The 18,609-nt window shown below is 65.5% G+C and carries 11 protein-coding genes; 10 read left to right on the top strand and 1 reads right to left on the bottom strand.

All coding sequences use genetic code 11. The features are described from left to right. The first annotated feature begins 148 nt into the window (after positions 1–148). From AC1A0G_RS02945 to acnA, 10 genes are all read left to right on the top strand, one after another. On the top strand, positions 149–1,075 hold the full coding sequence (locus AC1A0G_RS02945) for an ABC transporter permease (protein ID WP_214372889.1): 927 nt from the start codon (positions 149–151) through the stop codon (positions 1,073–1,075). A 20-nt stretch (positions 1,076–1,095) separates the two neighbouring features. Further along, complete coding sequence (locus tag AC1A0G_RS02950) at positions 1,096–2,067, top strand: ABC transporter permease (RefSeq protein ID WP_476527371.1); 972 nt, start codon at positions 1,096–1,098, stop codon at positions 2,065–2,067. A 19-nt stretch (positions 2,068–2,086) separates the two neighbouring features. Then, positions 2,087–4,099, top strand: a complete 2,013-nt coding sequence (locus AC1A0G_RS02955) for a dipeptide ABC transporter ATP-binding protein (protein WP_476527373.1) — start codon at positions 2,087–2,089, stop codon at positions 4,097–4,099. A gap of 98 nt (positions 4,100–4,197) precedes the next feature. Continuing rightward, on the top strand, positions 4,198–5,058 hold the full coding sequence (locus tag AC1A0G_RS02960) for an exodeoxyribonuclease III (RefSeq protein ID WP_476527499.1): 861 nt from the start codon (positions 4,198–4,200) through the stop codon (positions 5,056–5,058). 107 nt (positions 5,059–5,165) lie between these two features. Beyond that, the gene (locus AC1A0G_RS02965; protein ID WP_476527375.1) at positions 5,166–6,014 is read left to right on the top strand and encodes a DUF3710 domain-containing protein; all 849 of its coding nucleotides are present in this window, start codon (positions 5,166–5,168) and stop codon (positions 6,012–6,014) included. An 18-nt stretch (positions 6,015–6,032) separates the two neighbouring features. Next, complete coding sequence (locus tag AC1A0G_RS02970) at positions 6,033–6,743, top strand: DUF3159 domain-containing protein (RefSeq protein ID WP_476527377.1); 711 nt, start codon at positions 6,033–6,035, stop codon at positions 6,741–6,743. A 48-nt stretch (positions 6,744–6,791) separates the two neighbouring features. Then, complete coding sequence (locus AC1A0G_RS02975; RefSeq protein ID WP_476527501.1) at positions 6,792–8,060, top strand: class I SAM-dependent RNA methyltransferase; 1,269 nt, start codon at positions 6,792–6,794, stop codon at positions 8,058–8,060. A 28-nt stretch (positions 8,061–8,088) separates the two neighbouring features. Further along, a complete protein-coding gene (locus AC1A0G_RS02980) occupies positions 8,089–8,691 on the top strand; it encodes a sugar ABC transporter substrate-binding protein (RefSeq protein ID WP_476527379.1) in 603 nt (200 codons plus the stop codon). Positions 8,692–8,958: 267 nt separating this feature from the next. Continuing rightward, entirely contained in the window at positions 8,959–11,529 is a 2,571-nt protein-coding gene (locus AC1A0G_RS02985) for an HAD-IC family P-type ATPase (RefSeq protein ID WP_476527380.1), read from the top strand. A 76-nt stretch (positions 11,530–11,605) separates the two neighbouring features. Next, positions 11,606–14,305 carry an aconitate hydratase AcnA gene (acnA, locus tag AC1A0G_RS02990; protein ID WP_476527382.1) on the top strand — a complete coding sequence of 900 codons (2,700 nt, stop codon included), beginning with the start codon at positions 11,606–11,608 and terminating at the stop codon, positions 14,303–14,305. A gap of 125 nt (positions 14,306–14,430) precedes the next feature. Here acnA and AC1A0G_RS02995 read toward each other — a convergent pair whose 3' ends face one another. Then, positions 14,431–18,576 carry a DUF3418 domain-containing protein gene (locus tag AC1A0G_RS02995; RefSeq protein WP_476527384.1) on the bottom strand — a complete coding sequence of 1,382 codons (4,146 nt, stop codon included), beginning with the start codon at positions 18,574–18,576 and terminating at the stop codon, positions 14,431–14,433. Positions 18,577–18,609 lie beyond the last annotated feature (33 nt).

Below are 18,609 nucleotides of genomic sequence, written 5' to 3' on the forward strand. Positions count from 1 at the left end.
ATTTCATCTTCACGTCATCCTTACGAAACATTCAAGTCGATCCATAAGGTAGACTAACGAGGTACTTGGCGATCGGCCGGGTATCTTTCCCATGCCTTTCCGGCGTTTTCCGTTATCACGGCCGATCCATAAGAATAAGGAGAAACCGATGGGTAAATATCTTCTGCGTCGTATCCTGCAGATGATCCCCGTGGTTCTCGGCGCGACGCTGCTGGTCTATGCACTCGTCTTCGCGTTGCCGGGCGATCCGGTCAAGGCGATGTTCGGTGACAAGCCGGTCAATGAAGCGGTCGCCGCCCAGATCCGCGCCGAATACAACCTCGACAAGCCATTCATCATTCAGTACCTGCTGTTCCTCAAGAACGCGCTCACGCTGAACTTCGGCAACACGTTCGCCGGCCAGCCGGTCATCGACGAGATCGCCCGTGCGTTCCCGGTAACCATCAGGCTCGGCATCATGGCCTTCTGCTTCGAAGCGATCTTCGGCATCATCTTCGGCATCATCTCCGGTCTGAACAAGGGCAAGTGGTATGACACCGTCATCCTGCTCATCTCCCTGCTGCTCATCTCCGTGCCGACCTTCGTGACCGGCTTCGCCGGCCAGTACTTCCTCGGCGTCGAGTGGAGCCTCATCCCCGTCACTGCCGGTTCCGACCCGGGCTTCTTCGACCTGCTGTTCCCGGCGATGGTCCTCGGCTCCGTGTCGATGGCCTACATCATCCGCCTCGCCCGTTCCGAGATCTCCTCGAACATCGCCGAGGACTACGTGCGCACCGCGCGCGCCAAGGGCATGAGCAACATGTCCGTCATGGTGCGCCACGTCCTGCGCAACTCGCTCATCCCGGTCGTCACCTACCTCGGCCAGGACCTCGGCGCGCTCATGGGCGGCGCGATGATCTCCGAACAGATCTTCAACATCCACGGCGTCGGCTTCCTGACCTACCAGAGCATCCTCAAGGGCGAAGGCAACCTCGTGGTGTCCATCGTGACCCTGCTGCTGCTGATCTTCGTGATCTGCAACCTGATCGTCGACCTGCTGTACGCGGCCCTTGACCCGCGCATTCGTTACGCGTGATCGAGAGGAGGACAAGCATCATGACTGACGAAACCAAGACCTTCTCCCAAACCGTAGTGCTGCCCGGCCAGGAGCGTTACGTCGCCCCGATCGAGGAGACCCCGCTGCAGGACGTCGACAAGGTCGACGAATCCGCACCGGCCTCGAGCATGTGGGCCGACGCGTGGCGCACGCTGCGCAAGAACCCGCTGTTCATCGTCTCGGGCATCCTCATCATCTTCATCGTGTTCGTCGCGCTGTTCCCGGGCGTGTTCACGAAGATCGACCCGAACTACTGCAACCTCGACAACTCGCTGGGCGACCCGGAGCCGGGCCATCCGTTCGGCTACGACTTCCAGGGCTGCGACGTGTTCGCCCGCACCGTGTACGGCACGCGCACCTCGCTGTCCGTCGGCATCCTGTCCACGCTGATCGTCGTGCTCGTCGGCACGCTCATCGGCGCGGTCGCCGGCTTCTTCGGCGGATGGGTCGACGCCCTGCTGAGCCGTATCATCGACATCTTCTACGCGATCCCGTTCCTGCTCGGCGCCATCGTCGTGCTGCAGATGTTCCGCACCAACAGCTCCATCTGGAAGGTCGTGCTCGTGCTCGCCCTGTTCGGCTGGGTGTCCACCGCGCGTATCGCCCGCGGCTCGGTGATGGAGGCCAAGAACCTCGAGTTCAACACCGCCTCCACCGCGCTCGGCTCCACGCCGATGCGCAACCTGTTCAGCCACATCATCCCCAACGCGATGGCCCCGATCATCGTGATCGGCACCACCTCCCTCGGCTCCTACATCGTGTCCGAGGCGACGCTGAGCTTCCTCGGCATCGGCCTGCCGACCACCACCGTCAGCTGGGGCGGCGACATCTCCCAGGCGCAGACCAACCTGATGACCAACCCGATGGTGCTGTTCTACCCGTCCGTGGCGCTGGCCATCACCGTGCTGAGCTTCATCATGATGGGCGACGCCGTCAAGGACGCCATCGATCCGAAGAGCCGTACGGCCTGAGTCTCGAAGGATGAGTGACATGGAAACTACGAATAGCAACGAGAAGCTCGTCGAGATGCAGAAGGCCCAGGGCCCGCTGCTCGAAGTCAAGGACCTCAAGGTCGACTTCACCACCGACGACAACCGCGCCGTGCACGCCGTGCGCGACTCCTCCTTCAGCGTCTACCCCGGCCAGTGGGTGGCCATCGTGGGCGAATCCGGCTCCGGCAAGTCCACCTCCGCCATGGCCGTGCTCGGCCTGCTGCCGGGCACCGGCCACGTGGTCGGCGGCTCCATCAAGCTCGACGGCCAGGAGATCGCGGGGCTCAAGCCCAAGGAGTTCGACAAGCTGCGCGGCACCAAGATGGGCCTCGTCCCGCAGGACCCGATGAGCAACCTCAACCCGGTGTACCGCATCGGCACGCAGGTCAAGGAGGCGCTCAAGGCCAACGGCATGGACGTGGCGCACGAGAAGCGCTCCGCCTTGGCGAAGGCGCTGGCCGGCGACGAGGTCGCCGTCAAGTCGAACGACGACGAGACGTTCATCGGCTCGGCCGAACTGCCCGCGCTGCTCGATGCCGCCAAGGACGCGCTCGCCAAGATCGGCGTGACCGGCGAGAAGGCCGACGAGTTCATGAAGGCGTTCAAGGACGCGTGGGTGCCGGGTTCCGAAACCCGCTGGCGCGTGGCCGACGACCTCATCAAGGCCGGCGTGAAGGACGACGACGCATGGGTCATCGCCAAGAAGCACGTCACCGGCTCCACGCTCAACGACCGCATCGCGGGCCTCCTGTCCGAGGCCGGTCTACCCGATGCGGCCACCCGTGCACGCCAGTACCCGCACGAGTTCTCCGGCGGCATGCGCCAGCGCGCGCTCATCGCCATCGGTCTGGCGTGCCGCCCGGAGCTGCTCATCGCCGACGAGCCGACCTCCGCGCTCGACGTGACCGTGCAGAAGAAGATCCTCGACCACCTACACTACCTGACCGACTCGCTGGGCACCGCCGTGCTGTTCATCACCCACGATCTGGGTCTGGCCGCCGAACGCGCCCAGCACATCGTCGTGATGTACAAGGGCCAGGTCGTCGAATCCGGCCCGTCGCTCGAAGTGCTCCAGCACCCGCAGCACCCGTACACCAAGCGCCTCGTGGCCGCGGCCCCGTCGCTCGCCTCCCAGCGCATCATCTCCGCGCACGAGCGCGGCGAGAACGCGGACGCGCTGCTCGAACACCGCGTCGTCGGCGAGGACACGCTCGAAAAGAGCGAGAACATCATCACCGTCGACCACCTGACCAAGGAATTCAAGCTCCCGCGCAAGAAGGAGATGTTCAAGGCCGTCGACGACGTCTCGTTCTCCGTCAAGCGCGGCTCCACGCTGGCCATCGTGGGCGAGTCCGGTTCGGGCAAGTCCACCGTGGCGAACATGGTGTTGAAGCTCCTCGAACCGACCGCCGGCACCGTGACCTACGAAGGCAAGGACATCTCCGGCTTCAAAGGCAAGGAGCTGCTCGACTTCCGCCGTCACGTCCAGCCGGTGTTCCAGAACCCGTACGGCTCGCTCGACCCGATGTATTCGATCTACCGTTCGATCGAGGAGCCGCTGCGCATCCACAAGATCGGCGACGCGAAGAGCCGCGCCAAGCGCGTGCGCGAGCTGCTCGACATGGTCGAGATGCCCGAATCCGTGATGACCCGCTACCCGAACGAGCTGTCCGGCGGCCAGCGCCAGCGCATCGCGATCGCGCGAGCGATGGCCCTCAACCCGGACGTGATCGTGTGCGACGAGGCCGTGTCCGCCCTCGACGTGCTCGTGCAGGACCAGGTGCTCCACCTGCTCAACGACCTGCAGGCCGAGCAGGGCCTGAGCTACCTGTTCATCACCCACGATCTGGCCGTCGTCCGCCAGATCGCCGACGAGGTCGTGGTGATGCAGCACGGCAAGCTCGTGGAGCACGCCACCACCGACGAGGTGTTCGCGCACCCGAAGATGCAGTACACCAAGGATCTGCTCGACGCGATCCCGGGCGGCAAGCTCAAGCTCGGTCTGGACTGATCCGTTCGGTCCGGCCTGATCGCCTTGCCTATGGCTCCCCTCACGCGAGGGGAGCCTTTTTCGTTGCACGGCGTGCATCAGCGTGTATCATGAGCCGCATGACCATCACCATCACCACATCGAACGTCAACGGCATCCGCGCCGCCGAACGCAAAGGCATCGCCGACTGGGCCGGCCGCAACACCCCCGACATCTGGTGCATGCAGGAGGTGCGCGCCCCGCAGCCCGACATCGACCGCATCATCGGCGGATTCGGCTTCGAATACGCCACCGCCGGGGCCGTGTCCGATCCTGCCGAACTGACCTCGATGAACGAGATCTGCCGGGTCAAAGGCCGCGCCGGCGTCGCGCTGCTGTCCGACCTGCCGGTCGTCGCACGCCGGTACGGACTGCCGGGACTCGACGAGGACGTCGACTCCGGACGTTGGATCGAAGCGGACATCCGTACGCCGCAAGGCTACGAGATCACCGTCGCATGCGTGTACGTGCACGCCGGCAACACCGACGACCCGGTGAAGATGGAACAGAAGTACCGCTTCCTCGACACGATGCTCGTGCGCATGGGCCAGCTGCGCGACGAGGCGGCGCACGGCGGCAAACAGGCCGTATTGTGCGGCGACTTCAACATCGCGCACACGCCGCTCGACATCAAGAACGCCAAGGCCAACGAGAAGCACGCCGGATTCCTGCCCGAAGAGCGCGCCTACGTCGACCGATGGCTGAACGAATACGAGTTCGTGGACGTGATGCGCGACCTCGCCGGCGACATCCAAGGCCCATACACATGGTGGAGCCAGCGCGGCCGCGCGTTCGACAACAACGTCGGCTGGCGCATCGACTACCAGTTCGCCACGCCCGAACTGGCCGAAACGGCACGCGGATTCGTGATCGACAAGGCGCCCACCTACGACGCACGATGGTCCGACCACGCGCCGCTGACGATCACATACGACGTGTGAGCTACGCCCACCGCTATCTGATCCGATGCCGCCCCCTCCCAGCCAATCACAAGGCGTAGTGCTACGCTAGTCGAGGTTGCAACCGCATAACGAAACGAGGAACACCAATGGGACTGTTTGGATTCGGCAAGAAGAAGCATCAGGACGAGGATGCCGCTGAGCGCGAGGCCGAGAAGACCAACGACGACGTCGAGAACGTCTCCGACGAGACGACGGCCGAGGATACGGCCGAGACCGTCGAAGAGCATTACCCGACCGAGATCGTCAGCGAATACGAGGGGCGCGGCGAGGAATACGGCCCGTGGGACGTCAACGACGAGGACGTGATCGACTACGACATGCACCTCGACCTCGGCGCCTACTACCTGCCGTACCTGCAGGGCCTGATGCTGCGGCTCAAGGCCAGCCGCGCCGACCAGCAGATCCTCGGCTCCACCATCTCCTACGGTTCGTCCAGCCTCGAGATCGAGGCGTTCGCCGCGCCGAAGAGCGCCGGCCTGTGGGACGACGTGCGCGCCGACCTGATCGCCGCCAACAAGGGCGCGACCGAACAGCCGGGCGTGTTCGGCACCGAGATCAAGCTGCCGGTCCAGCTCAAGGGCGGCAAGGTGCTCAACACCCGCATCGTCGGCGTGGACGGCCCGCGCTGGATGCTGCGCGGCATCTTCTCCGGCACGGCCGCGAACGATCCGAACGCCGACGAGACGATCGCGCTCAACAAGTTCTTCGCGGACGTCGTCGTGGACCGCGGCGAGGAGCCGCTCGCGCCGCGCGACCTGATCCCGATGCACCCGCCGGTCGCCCCGGCCGAACGCAAGGCCGCCGCGGGGGAGTCGGAAGGCAAGGAGCACCTCAAGGACATTCCGAACCAGCCCGACGGCCCGTTCGACTCCGACCAGCAGGTCGAGGTCAAGACCACGCTGTCGCGCGGCCCGATGTTCTCCGAAGTCCGCTGACGGACCGCATCAGCCGATATGGCCGAAGAGAACCAGAAGAAACGCACCGGCATGGCGTCGCTCGCGGCCGCTGGCGACGGCGGTGACTTCTCCGTCATCGACGCGATCGGTGGCCCGCGCGGCGTCGTCGAATCGATGCTGCCCGGCGTCGTGTTCGTCGTGATGTTCATCGTCACCAGCAACCTGAACCTCACCATCGCCGTCTCCGCCGCGCTGGCCGTGATCCAAGTGATCGTCAGGCTCGTGCAACGCCAGTCCGCGATGGGCGCGCTAAGCGGCCTGATCGCGGTCGGCATCTGCCTGATCTGGGCATGGAAAAGCCATGAGGCCCGCAACTACTACATGTTCGGCTTCATCTCGAACTCCGTGTATCTGGTGCTGCTCACGCTGTCACTGATCGTGCGCGTGCCCGGACTCGGCCTCATGGTCGAGTTCATCCGGTCCCTGCCCACCGAGCATTTCAAGGCATGGTTCGACGACTGGATGCACGACCGAGACCTCAAACGCGCGTACATGATCGTGACCGCATTGTGGATCGGCGTGTTCGCGCTTCGCCTGCTCGTACAAGTCCCGCTCTACCTGACCGATCACGTGGCGCTGCTCGGCACGGCGAGACTGCTCATGGGCATCCCGTTCTGGGCGTTGGCGATCTGGGTGTCGTACCTCATCATCGCCACGCCGCTGCACCGGCACAAGGCCAAGGCCGCCGCACAGGCCGACAACCAGTAAATCGGTTTTCCCACGTACCGGAAACCAGATCGCAAGGAGTATCACTTGATGGACGTTCAGGTGCGCATCGAACGCTACGCCGATCAGGGCCGCTGCGTCGGCCATATCGACGGACGCGTCGTGTTCGTACGCTTCGCCTTGCCCGGCGAGCTCGTGCGCGTGACGTTGGACGAGCCGCACGATCGCGACGACCGGTTCTGGACCGGCGAGGTCAGCGAGGTCATCGAGCCGAGCGAGGACCGCGTGACCCCCGCATGGCCGCTCGCCGGCCCCCTTGCGATGGGCGGCGGCGTGGGCGGCGCCGACCTCGTGCACGTGAGCCTGCCCGGCCAACTGCGATGGAAGGCCGTCACCGTATCCGAACAGCTCAGCCGGCTCGGCCACGTCGACGTGCCCGTGCCGATCGAACGCATGGACGGAGACGAGGCGCTCGGCGGATTCCATTGGCGCACCCGCATCGAGATGATCGCCGACGACAACGGCCTTCCCTCGATGCGCCGGCGCGGCTCGCACGTGCGCGTGCCGATCGACACCATGCCGCTCGCGACCAAGACGCTGCTCGCCGTGGCCGAACGCGAGCACATCTGGAACGGCGGCTTCGAACCGGGGTCGCAGATCCGTCTGTCCATACCCGAACCGCGTTCCTCATCCGCGGCGGACGACGGTACCGATAATTACGCCGTGCTCGTCGACGGCGAACTGCGTTCCGGCAGCCAGCGGCTCGTCGAACGCACCGACATCGCCGGCACCACGTTCGAATATACGGTCGACGCGAACGGCTTCTGGCAGATCCACCGCCAGGCGCCGGTCGCATTGCCGAACCATGTCATATCCCTAGCCCGGCAGGAGATCGGCGACCAACCGTCCGCCTGCATCTGGGACCTGTACTCGGGCTCCGGCCTGTTCACGCTGCCGTTGGCCACGCTCGTCACGCCGCGCACGCGCATGCTCAGCGTCGAGGGAGGCCGCACGGCCGTCAAAAGCGCGCAGCGCAACCTGCGGCACATGAACCTGACCGACGTGGACGCGCGCTGCGGTGACGTGGCGAAGACGCTCGCCACCGTGCCCGCGCATCTCGCGCACCCCGACCTGATCGTGCTCGACCCGCCGCGCGCCGGCGCCCGGGCTAAGGTCTGCCGCCAGATGGCCGCATCCGGCGCACGTTCGATCATCTACATCGCATGCGATCCGACCAGTCTGGGCCGTGATGCCGGCACGCTGCGCGAACTCGGCTACGAACTGGCCGACGTGCGCGCCTTCGACATCTATCCGATGACCCACCACGTCGAGACGGTGGCGCTGTTCCGCCGCGCGTGAATACGGCGAATACAGTAGGATCGAGCGTATGAACCGAATCGTGTTCCGCCGACTGACCTCCGCACTGGCCTGTATATCCGCATGCCTGACGCTGGCCGCATGCGAGCCGGCCGGCCGCGCGGTCGGCGACACGCAGGACAGCGATCCCGAGGTCGCGCACATCGGCAAGATCAAACAGGACATGCTCATCGGTCTGGTCGGCGGCGCACAGACCGAAGACGTCGACCGGATGGCGTTGGATGCGTTCGATACCGCCGGCGTGGATGCCGTGTACGTACCGGTTTCCGACGTGAACGATGCGGACGAAACCGCACGGCGGGGCGTGACCGACATGGTCGACCGTCGTGCGACCGTCATCGTGGTCGACGGTCTGCAGCTTGGCTCCGACAACGCCGATGACTGGAACACCGTGCTGCATCAGGCGCGTGGCGCCGGCATTCCGGTCGCATTGCTGAACCCAAGCGACACGCCCGATGACACGACGTTGTTCGCCGCCACGCTGACGCTCAACGACCGCGCGACGGACGCGCAGCCGATCGCACAGGCGCTCGCCGACATCATGGACGACAAGCCGCACGAGCGCGAGATCATGGTCAGCACCATGAACGCGACCGAACTGAACCGTCCGTAATGAATCGCGCTGCGCGCGATGCCGTGTTGATGGCGGTCTGGCGACCGCGAGTACCCCAACCCGCCCGCTATCGCGGGCACCCTCCCCTGAAAGGGGAGGGAAGAGCTTCTCTGACGGGTTGGGTTTACTGTGCGGCGAAGCCGTCATCCGCAATCGAACGCACGACGGTGTGAATAGTACCGTCTGGGTAATGTTCTCCGGCGGTTCGTGACGACATCCGTCCACAGGATGAGTGTGAGGGCGGACGGGCGCGGTAGGCTGGTGGGCATGAGCGCGAGTCTTTCCATGCCGCAGACATCCGAAACCGGTCTGAGCGAGGCCGAAGTGGCCGAACGCGTCGCCGACGGGCGCGTCAACACGGTCAAGACCCCAACATCCAGATCCGTCGCCGATATCGTGCGCGCCAACGTGTTCACGCTGTTCAACGGCATCATCCTCGCCGCGATGGTCATGGTGCTCGCCACCGGCTCATGGAAGGACGCGGTCTTCGGCTTCGTGATCCTCATCAACACCGGCATCGGCATCATCACCGAACTCAAGGCCAAGCGCACGCTCGACAAACTGTCCATCCTCGTCGCCGCGAACTACGTCGTGCACCGCGACGGGCGGGATATGACCGTCGCTCACGACGGCATCGTGCTCGACGATCTCATGTGGCTGCGTTCCGGCGACCAGGTGCCCGCCGACGCCGAAGTCGTGGACGATTACGGCATCGAACTCGACGAATCGATGCTCACCGGCGAATCGCGCACCGTACGCAAGAAGAGCGGCGACGCGGTGTACTCCGGCTCCGCCGTCGTCTCCGGCATGGCGTTGACGCGCGTGACCGCGGTCGGTGCGCACGGGTACGCGGCCAGCCTGACCGCACAGGCCAAGGTGTACAAGAAGACCGTGTCCGACCTTAACAAGGGCATCAACACGATCCTCAAGTTCATGACGTTCCTCGTTGTGCCGTTGTGCGCGCTGCTCGTCTGGTCGCAGATCAGCACGGTCGGCGGCTGGTCGGCGGCGATCTCGACCGGTGCATGGCGGCAGGCGGTCGTCTCGGCCGTGGCCGGCGTGGTCGGCATGATCCCGGAAGGACTGGTGCTGCTCACCTCGCTCAACTTCGCGATCGCCGCCATGCGATTGGCGCGGCACGACACGCTCGTGCAGGAACTCGAGTCCGTGGAGACGCTCGCCCGCGTGGACTGCCTGAACCTCGACAAGACCGGCACGGTGACCGACGGCGGCATCGCGTTCGACCGCATGGTGATGCTGGACGGTGCCGGCTGCGACGGGCGGGCGGCGAAACAGGCGCTGTACGACCTCGCGAACGAGGAACAGCCGAACGGCACCGGTCAGGCGGTGCTCGCCGGACTGCGCGGGGAAGGATTCACGGCCGGGTCGGTTGCGGCGCGCGTGCCGTTCTCGAGTGCGCGCAAGTGGAGTTCGATCACGGACGGTGACGGGGCGACATGGTACATGGGCGCGCCGGAAGTGCTGCTGGGCGCGCTCGACGGGGATTACACGAGCGTGCTCACGCAGGTGAACGCGCTTGCCGAGGACGGCAACCGCGTGCTCATGATCGCAAAGGCGGCTGCTGAGGTGGTCGGGTGTACGCTCCCTCAGTCACGGCACAGCCGTGACAGCTCCCTCAGCCGAGGGAGCCGAGGCTCCGCCAGCCTTATAACGGCAGTGAACAGTGATGCTGATGGTACATCCGGAAATTCTGAGCCGAAGGTGAGTGCGCAGGCGAGGCCGGTGGGGCTGGTGGTGTGTGCGGAGCGGATCCGTGCGGATGCCGAAGGCACGCTCGCATGGTTCCGCGAACAGGGGGTGCGCTGCCGCATCATCTCGGGCGACAATCCGGTCACGGTCGGCGCGATCGCCGCCAAGGTCAAGCTCACCGGCGATCGCAAGCCGGTCGCGATGGACGCGCGTCAGCTGCCAAACGACATCAACGAGCTGGCCCGCACGCTCGAAACCGTCGACGTGCTCGGGCGCGTCCTGCCCGACCAGAAGAAGACCATTGTCCAGGCCCTGCATCTGGACGACCATGTCGTCGCGATGACCGGCGACGGCGTCAACGACGCGCTCGCCATCAAGGAGGCCGATCTCGGCATCGCGATGGGCAACGCGGCGCCCGCCACCAAGGCCGTCGCCCAAGTCGTGCTCGTGGACTCGAAATTCAGCCACCTGCCAGACGTGGTCGCCCGCGGCCGTCAGGTCATGGCCAACATGGAACGCGTCGCCAGCCTGTTCCTCGTCAAAACCGTGTACTCGGCGCTCATCTCGCTCGGCGTGGTCCTCACGGCCATCCCGTTCCCGTACCTGCCCAGGCACATCACCTACATAGGCGCGCTCACGATCGGCATGCCGGCGTTCATCCTCGCGCTCGCGCCGAACACGCGCCGCTACATCCCCGGATTCCTGCACCGCGTCGTCCGGTTCGCCCTGCCCGGCGGGCTCGCGATCGCACTGGCCGTACTGTGCTCGTCGTGGTTCCTGCCGTCCATCATGGGTTGGAACATCGGGAATGCGGCCGATCTGGCCTCGTTGCGCGCCACGAACGCGATCATCGTGTTCGTGCTCGGCGTGCTGGTCCTCGCCCGCGTCGCGCAGCCGCTCAACTCGTGGCGCGGCATCCTCGTCGCCGCGTTCGCGTCCGCCGGCGTCATCGGCATGCTGATCCCGTTCGTCGCGGGCTTCTTCGCGCTTGAGGTGCCCACCGGCCGAGAGATCAGCGCCACCGCCGTCGCGCTGGCGCTGTCCGCCATCGTGTTCGTCCTGTGTCATGTGATCGTCGCCGCGGCGGCGCGGATTATCTCACATGGCAAGCCGACACGCCAGAGCTGAGGTAACATGCCGGTATTCTGGGCGTCAGATAATCGGCGACGTTACCGATTACAGTCCTAAGGAAGCCGGAGGGAACATGTCCGTACGCGACGATCAGCTGTCCACGCTCAGCGTGAACGGCACGGACTATGACTACTATTCGATTGCCGACCTGCCCGGCATCGATCATCTGCCGTATTCGCTCAAGGTGCTGGTCGAGAACCTCGTGCGCAACATCGACGGCGTGAACATCACCGACGAGCACGTCAAGGCGCTGCTCGACTGGGACCCGAACGCCGAGCCCAGCCATGAGATCCAGTTCACGCCGAGCCGCGTCGTCATGCAGGACTTCACCGGCGTGCCGTGCATCGTCGACCTTGCCACCATGCGCGACGCCGTCAAACAGCTCGGCGGCGACCCCGAGGTCATCAACCCGCAGGTCCAGTCCGACATGGTCATCGACCATTCCGTGCAGATCGACAAGTACGGCGTCGCCGACGCGGTCGAACAGAACATGGACATCGAATACCAGCGCAACGGCGAACGCTACCAGTTCCTGCGCTGGGGCCAGCAGGCGTTCCGCAACTTCCGCGTCGTGCCGCCGGGAACCGGCATCATCCACCAGGTCAACATCGAATACCTCGCCAAGGTCATCATGACGCGCGCGGGGGAGCGCGGCCGCCAGCTCGCCTACCTCGATTCGTGCGTCGGCACCGACTCGCACACCACCACCGAAAACGGCCTCGGCGTGCTCGGCTGGGGCGTCGGCGGCATCGAAGCCGAGGCAGCCATGCTCGGCCAGCCGATCTCCATGCTCGTGCCGCGCGTCGTCGGCTTCAAGCTCACCGGCATCATCCCCGAAGGCGTCACCGCCACCGACGTGGTCCTGACCATCACCGACATGCTGCGCAAGCACGGCGTCGTCGGCAAGTTCGTCGAATTCTACGGCGACGGCATCGCGTCCGTACCGCTCGCCAACCGCGCCACCATCGGCAACATGAGCCCCGAATTCGGTTCCACCTGCGGCATCTTCCCGATCGACCAGGTCACGCTCGACTATTTGAAGCTCACCGGCCGTTCGGACGAGCAGGTCGCGCTCGTCGAGGCGTACGCGAAGGCCAACAAGCTGTGGGGCGACGCCTCCGACCCGGACTACGTCGAACCGCAGTACTCCGAATACGAGGAACTCGACCTGTCCACCGTCGTGCCGTCCATCGCCGGCCCGAAACGCCCGCAGGACCGCATCGTGCTGTCCGCATCCAAGGCCACGTTCGAGGACACGCTGCCCGCCTACGAGACCGAGAAGACCGTCAAGGAGCCGGTCGCCGTATCCACCGACTTCCGCGGCGACTTCGACCTGACCAACGGCGACGTGGCGATCGCATCCATCACCTCCTGCACGAACACGTCCAACCCGTCCGTCATGATCGCCGCCGGCCTTATCGCCCGCAACGCCGTCGCCAAGGGACTCAAACCCAAGCCGTGGGTCAAGACCTCGCTCGCCCCCGGCTCGCAGGTCGTCGCCGACTACCTGAAGGCCGCGGGACTGCAGGACGACCTCGACCGGCTCGGCTACGAGCTCGTCGGCTTCGGCTGCGCCACCTGCATCGGCAACTCCGGCCCGCTGCTGCCAGAGATTTCCGAGGCGATCAACGCGAACGACCTGACCGTCACCGCCGTGCTGAGTGGCAACCGCAACTTCGAAGGCCGCATCAGCCCGGACGTCAAGATGAACTACCTCGCATCGCCGCCGCTCGTCATCGCGTACGCGCTCGCCGGCACGATGGATTTCGACTTCGCCTCGCAGCCGCTCGGCCAGGACCCGGACGGCAACGACGTGTACCTGAAGGACATCTGGCCGACCAACGAGGAGGTCGCCGCCGTGGTCAACGGCACCGTCAGCCGCGAGATGTTCCTCAAGGACTACGCCTCCGTGTTCGAGGGCGACCATCGCTGGAAGGGCCTCGACGTGCCCGAAGGCGAGCTGTTCCAATGGGACCCGAAGTCCACGTACGTGCGCCGCCAGACGTTCTTCGACGGCATGAAGGCCGTGCCCGACCCGGTCTCCGACATCCATGGCGCGCGCGTGCTCGCCCTGCTCGGCGACTCCGTCACCACCGACCATATCTCTCCGGCGGGCGCGTTCAAGGCGTCCAGCCCGGCCGGCAAGTACCTGACCGAGCGTGGCGTCGAACCGAAGAACTTCAACTCGTACGGTTCGCGCCGAGGCAACCATGAGGTCATGGTGCGCGGCACGTTCGGCAACATCCGTCTGCGCAACCTGCTGCTCGCCTCCACCGGCAACGAGGTCACGCCCGGCGGCTTCACCTACGACTTCACGACGGGTGAAGCCTCCACGATCTTCGACGCGTCGCTCAACTACAAGGCCGCCGGAACGCCGCTGGTCGTCCTTGCCGGCAAGGAGTACGGCACTGGATCGTCGCGCGACTGGGCGGCCAAGGGCACGCTCATGCTGGGCGTTCGCGCGGTGATTACGGAAAGCTTCGAGCGTATCCACCGCAGCAATCTGATCGGCATGGGCGTGCTGCCGTTGCAGTTCCCGGCCGGTGAAAGCTACACGTCGCTCGGCCTTGACGGCACCGAAACGTACGACATCGACGGCATCGAGGAGCTGAACAACGGCGCGACGCCGAAGACCGTGCACGTCACCGCCACGCACGCCGACGGCTCGAAGACCGAATTCGACGCGGTCGTGCGCATCGATACGCCAGGCGAGGCCGACTACTACCGCAACGGCGGCATCCTGCAGTACGTGCTGAGGAACCTCATGAAGTAGGCGGGACGGTGATGCGCCGAGCATACGCCGATATGACGATATGACGAATGTGCCCGGCGGCCTGATGATGAGTCAGACCGCCGGGCACATTCATATCCGTATGTCGACGGGATGCCGGCGAGACGTTACGCCAACGCCTTCTTGATGCGGTTGATGCTGATCGGCTTGGCCGTACCCAATTCCTGCGCCCACAGGGACACGTAGAACTCCTCGAGCATCCAACGCGCCGTCTGCGCCTGCTTGGCCAGCGCCTCATGCTTCGGGCCGGCCGGCTCCGCCTTGGCGCGCGCCTTGGCCTTGTCCACCAGCTGTTTGGCCTCGTCGGCCTCCCACGCCCAACGCACGTCACGGTTCTTGTCGGTTTTCGCCTTCGCCAGCCGCATCATGTCGGCCTGCAGATAACGCGGGATGTTCGCCAGCGCATCCGGGGGAGCGGCCCCGATGAACCCGGGGAACACGAGCGTCGCGATATGCTCACGTACCGATTGCAGCACCGACAGCATCGGCAGGTCGGCCTTGCCGCTCGTCGCCTTGTCGACCTCCGCATAGCGTTTGAGAATCATGATCACATCGTGCGCCACCGCATACACGGTGTCTTCGAACACTTCCGTGACGCCCAGCACCGCATCGGCCATCGCATCGTCGTCCGGCAACGCATCGACCTTCGGCAACAGCCGCTTGACCGCGGCCAACTGCAGATCCTCCACCAGATCCTTGGTCGACTTGTACGGCGCGGACGCCAGCATGAGCGCCTCCGCGCCCAACCAACGCGACGAAATGCGTTCGGACGGCAATCGCAACGCGTCCAACGCGCCACGCCACAGCATGTCGGCGCGCGACTCGGTCGTGGCACCCGCCTTGTGCAGCAGGTTCGCCTGTTCGACCAGCTTGCCCTGATCGGCCGCACGATCGGCCTGCTTCTTGACCATCTGCCGCGCCGACGCCTCGGCCTGCGCCGCGAACCGGCGCTGCAGCTCGACCAGCGACTTGCCGGTGCCCAACACCTTGACCGGGCCTCGCGCGCCACGCCGGCCCCGCGCGTTCTTCGGCGCCGGCAACTGCTGCTCGACCGCGAACGTCATACGCAGATACGGGTTGAGCTTCTCCCACAGTTCGCCGGTCAGCACCTCCGGGTGAATCTGCGCGCCGATCGTCTCGATCGCCGCCCTCGTGAACACATGCGGCAGATCCGGCCATCGCGCCGCATCCGTTCCGCCGGCGGCCGCATCCGCGCCATCCGCGCCGGGCATGCCGGTCGGCGGCAGATTCGGCTTGTTGCGCTCTCCCGAACCCGGCAGATCGGCCATGTGCTCGTCGATCCACGCGCGAATCTTTCGGGCGTTGTCCGGCGCAGGCACGAACTGCACGCGCAGCGACTTCGGCAGCGCCTTGATCATCCCCACGATCAGCTCGTCCAACAGGCCGGGCACATTCCACGTGAACTGCTCCGGTGTGAGCCTCGACAACGCCTTCAACGGCACGTGCACGGTCACGCCGTCGGCCGGATCATGCGGATCGTACACGTAGCTCAACCGCAGGTCGATCGGCTGGCCGTCCGTGCCGAGCGTATGCCAATGATCGGGATAATCGGACAGGCTCACCGACTCCGCGGACGCCAGACGCTCCACCTTGTCCGGGTCGAAGTCCAGCAGATGCGGATGCTCGTCATGCTCGCGCTTCCACCATTTCGCCAGATCGGCCACGCACGTCACATCGTTCGGAATCACCGACTGGTAGAAGTCGAACAGGTCCTCGTCGCTGACCGTCTGCGCGATCTGACGCGTGCGGCTCGCATCGTCGGCCGCTTCGTCGAGAATGTCGCGGTTGCGGCCCACGAACTCGTCATAGCTGAACCGCTGCTGGATATCACCCTCCACCAGACCCTGACGGATCAGGAAATCACGTGCCTCGGGCGGATTGATGCGACCCCACTGCACGGTGCGGTCCGGCACGATCGGTAGACCGTACAACAGCACCTTCGCGCTCGCCACCGCGGAACCGCGCGAACCCGACCAGTGCGGCTCCGCATACGTGGTGCGCGTCAGCTGGCCGGCCAGCGGCTCCGCCCACGCCGGGTCGATCGCCGCCGAATACCGCGCCCACAGGCGGCTCGTCTCCACGAGCTCCGTGCTCATCACCCACGCGGGCGTGCTCTTGGCGACGCTCGAGGCGGGGAACAGGGCGAAATGCGTGCCGCGCGCACCCTGATAGTCGTTCTTCGCCATCTTCTGCGCGCGCTTGATCGCCTTCGCGCGCGCCGCGCCCTTGAGCCCCGTGAAATCGGACGCCTTCGGCTCGCGGATGACCTGCATGCCCATCATCGACAGCAATCCGGCCAGCATCGACGTGTGGATGCCGCGGTCGTCCCACGAACAGCGCAGGGAGCCGGCCGCCTGCTGGTTGATCGGCAGCTGGCGGATCTCCAGGCTTGGCCGCGACGCGGGCTGCGGCGAGCCGACCGTGAACTTCAGCTCACGGCACATGTCGGTGAGCTGACCGACCAGATCCTTCCACTGGCGCACGCGCAGCCAGCTGAAGTACTCGGTCTTGCAGATGCGGCGCAGCGCCGAATTGCTCGGCTCGCCGTCCGCCTGGAAGATGCGGTCCCAGATGTTCAACGCGGTCAGATAATCGCTGGTCGGGTCCGCGTACCGGTTGTGGATGCGATCGGCCTCGTCGCGAGCGTCGTCCGGCCGTTCGCGCGGGTCCTGCAGGCTCAGGAACGCCACGATCACGAGCACCGCGGCCAACGTGTCCGGCGTGGTCGACTTCGCCGCCTCGATCACCATGCGTCCCAGCCTCACGTCGATCGGAATGCGCGCCAGCTGGCGTCCGACATGCGTGAGCGTCACCTCGCCGTGTCTGCGGGCCACAGCCTTCAGCTCGGTCAGCTCGTTGAAACCGTCAGAGACGGCCTTCATGTCCGGCGGGTCGATGAATCCGAAATTCGTCACGTCCTCGGCCGTGCGCGCCACGCCCACCGACAGCATGTGCAATACGACCGCGCCCAGCGACGTGCGCAGAATCTCCGGCTCGGTGAACCGCGGACGCGTCTCGTAATCCTCGCGCGAATACAGGCGTATCGCGATGCCGTCGGCGATACGGCCGCATCGGCCGGACCGCTGGTCGGCGCTCGCCTGGCTGATCGGCTCGATCGGGAGCCGTTGCACCTTCGCGGTCTTTGAATAGCGGCTGATGCGCGCGGTGCCCGGGTCGACCACATAACGGATGCCCGGTACCGTCAGCGACGTCTCGGCCACGTTCGTGGCGATCACGATGCGCTGGTGCGTGTGCGGTTCGAACACGCGATGCTGGTCCTTGGCCGACAGACGCGCGAACAGCGGCATGATCTCGATCGCGTCCGGCCGGCGCATGTCGTCGGCGCGCGGGCCGTAATGGCGGCGCAGCGCGTTCTCGAACTCATGGATGTCGCGCTCGCCCGAGGCGAACACGAGGATGTCGCGCGCGCCGCGCTCATGGCTCGAATGGATGACCAGTTCGGCGCAGGCGCGCGCCACGGCCGTCGGCATGTCCATGTCGGTGTCACGCCCGTTGCCGTTGCGTTCGGCGGCGCTCGGCGCGGCGGACAGTTCCGCATACGCCTCCTCGCCGGGCATCGCGCCCGTCTCGAACCCGGGCACGTTGCGCATCAGCGCCGGCGCGGTGCCGAGTGGCTCGTACACGATCTGCACGGGGAACGTGCGTCCCGACACCTCGATCACCGGTACCTTCTCGTGCAACGCGTGCTCGAAATGCTCCTTGAACTTCACCGAATCGATCGTCGCGGACGTGATCACGAGCTTCAGATCGCGGCGTTGCGGCAGCAGCGCGGTCAGATAGCCGAGCAGGAAATCGATGTTGAGGCTGCGCTCGTGCGCCTCGTCGATGACGATCGTGTCGTACTGGTTCAGTTTCGGATCACGCTGGATCTGGGCGAGCAGAATACCGTCGGTGACGACGCGCAGACGCGTCTTCGGCGAGCTTTCGTCCGTAAACCGCACCTGATAGCCGACCTCGTCGCCGAGCCGCACGCCCATTTCCGCGGCGATGCGTTCGGCGACCGTGCGCGCGGCCAGACGACGCGGCTGCGTGTGCACGATCTGCCGGCCATGCGAGCCGCGCCCCAATTCCAGCAGGATCTTCGGCAGCTGCGTGGTCTTGCCCGAACCGGTCTGACCGGACACGATCACGACCTGACTGTGACGGACGGCCTCGGCGATCTCGTCACGCGCGGCCGACACCGGCAGTTCGGACGGATATTCGAATTTCATCAGTGAATTGTCCCTAACATGCGGCCGGCTCCC

This window comes from Bifidobacterium sp. LH_230 (genome assembly GCF_056357555.1).

What these genes read in the sequence shown, in the direction of transcription:
- AC1A0G_RS02945 (WP_214372889.1), top strand. Translation starts at nt 149, where the DNA reads ATGGGTAAATATCTTCTGCGTCGTATCCTGCAGATGATCCCCGTGGTT.
- AC1A0G_RS02950 (WP_476527371.1), top strand. Translation starts at nt 1,096, where the DNA reads ATGACTGACGAAACCAAGACCTTCTCCCAAACCGTAGTGCTGCCCGGC.
- AC1A0G_RS02955 (WP_476527373.1), top strand. Translation starts at nt 2,087, where the DNA reads ATGGAAACTACGAATAGCAACGAGAAGCTCGTCGAGATGCAGAAGGCC.
- AC1A0G_RS02960 (WP_476527499.1), top strand. Translation starts at nt 4,198, where the DNA reads ATGACCATCACCATCACCACATCGAACGTCAACGGCATCCGCGCCGCC.
- AC1A0G_RS02965 (WP_476527375.1), top strand. Translation starts at nt 5,166, where the DNA reads ATGGGACTGTTTGGATTCGGCAAGAAGAAGCATCAGGACGAGGATGCC.
- AC1A0G_RS02970 (WP_476527377.1), top strand. Translation starts at nt 6,033, where the DNA reads ATGGCCGAAGAGAACCAGAAGAAACGCACCGGCATGGCGTCGCTCGCG.
- AC1A0G_RS02975 (WP_476527501.1), top strand. Translation starts at nt 6,792, where the DNA reads ATGGACGTTCAGGTGCGCATCGAACGCTACGCCGATCAGGGCCGCTGC.
- AC1A0G_RS02980 (WP_476527379.1), top strand. Translation starts at nt 8,089, where the DNA reads ATGAACCGAATCGTGTTCCGCCGACTGACCTCCGCACTGGCCTGTATA.
- AC1A0G_RS02985 (WP_476527380.1), top strand. Translation starts at nt 8,959, where the DNA reads ATGAGCGCGAGTCTTTCCATGCCGCAGACATCCGAAACCGGTCTGAGC.
- acnA (WP_476527382.1), top strand. Translation starts at nt 11,606, where the DNA reads ATGTCCGTACGCGACGATCAGCTGTCCACGCTCAGCGTGAACGGCACG.
- AC1A0G_RS02995 (WP_476527384.1), bottom strand. Translation starts at nt 18,576, where the DNA reads ATGAAATTCGAATATCCGTCCGAACTGCCGGTGTCGGCCGCGCGTGAC.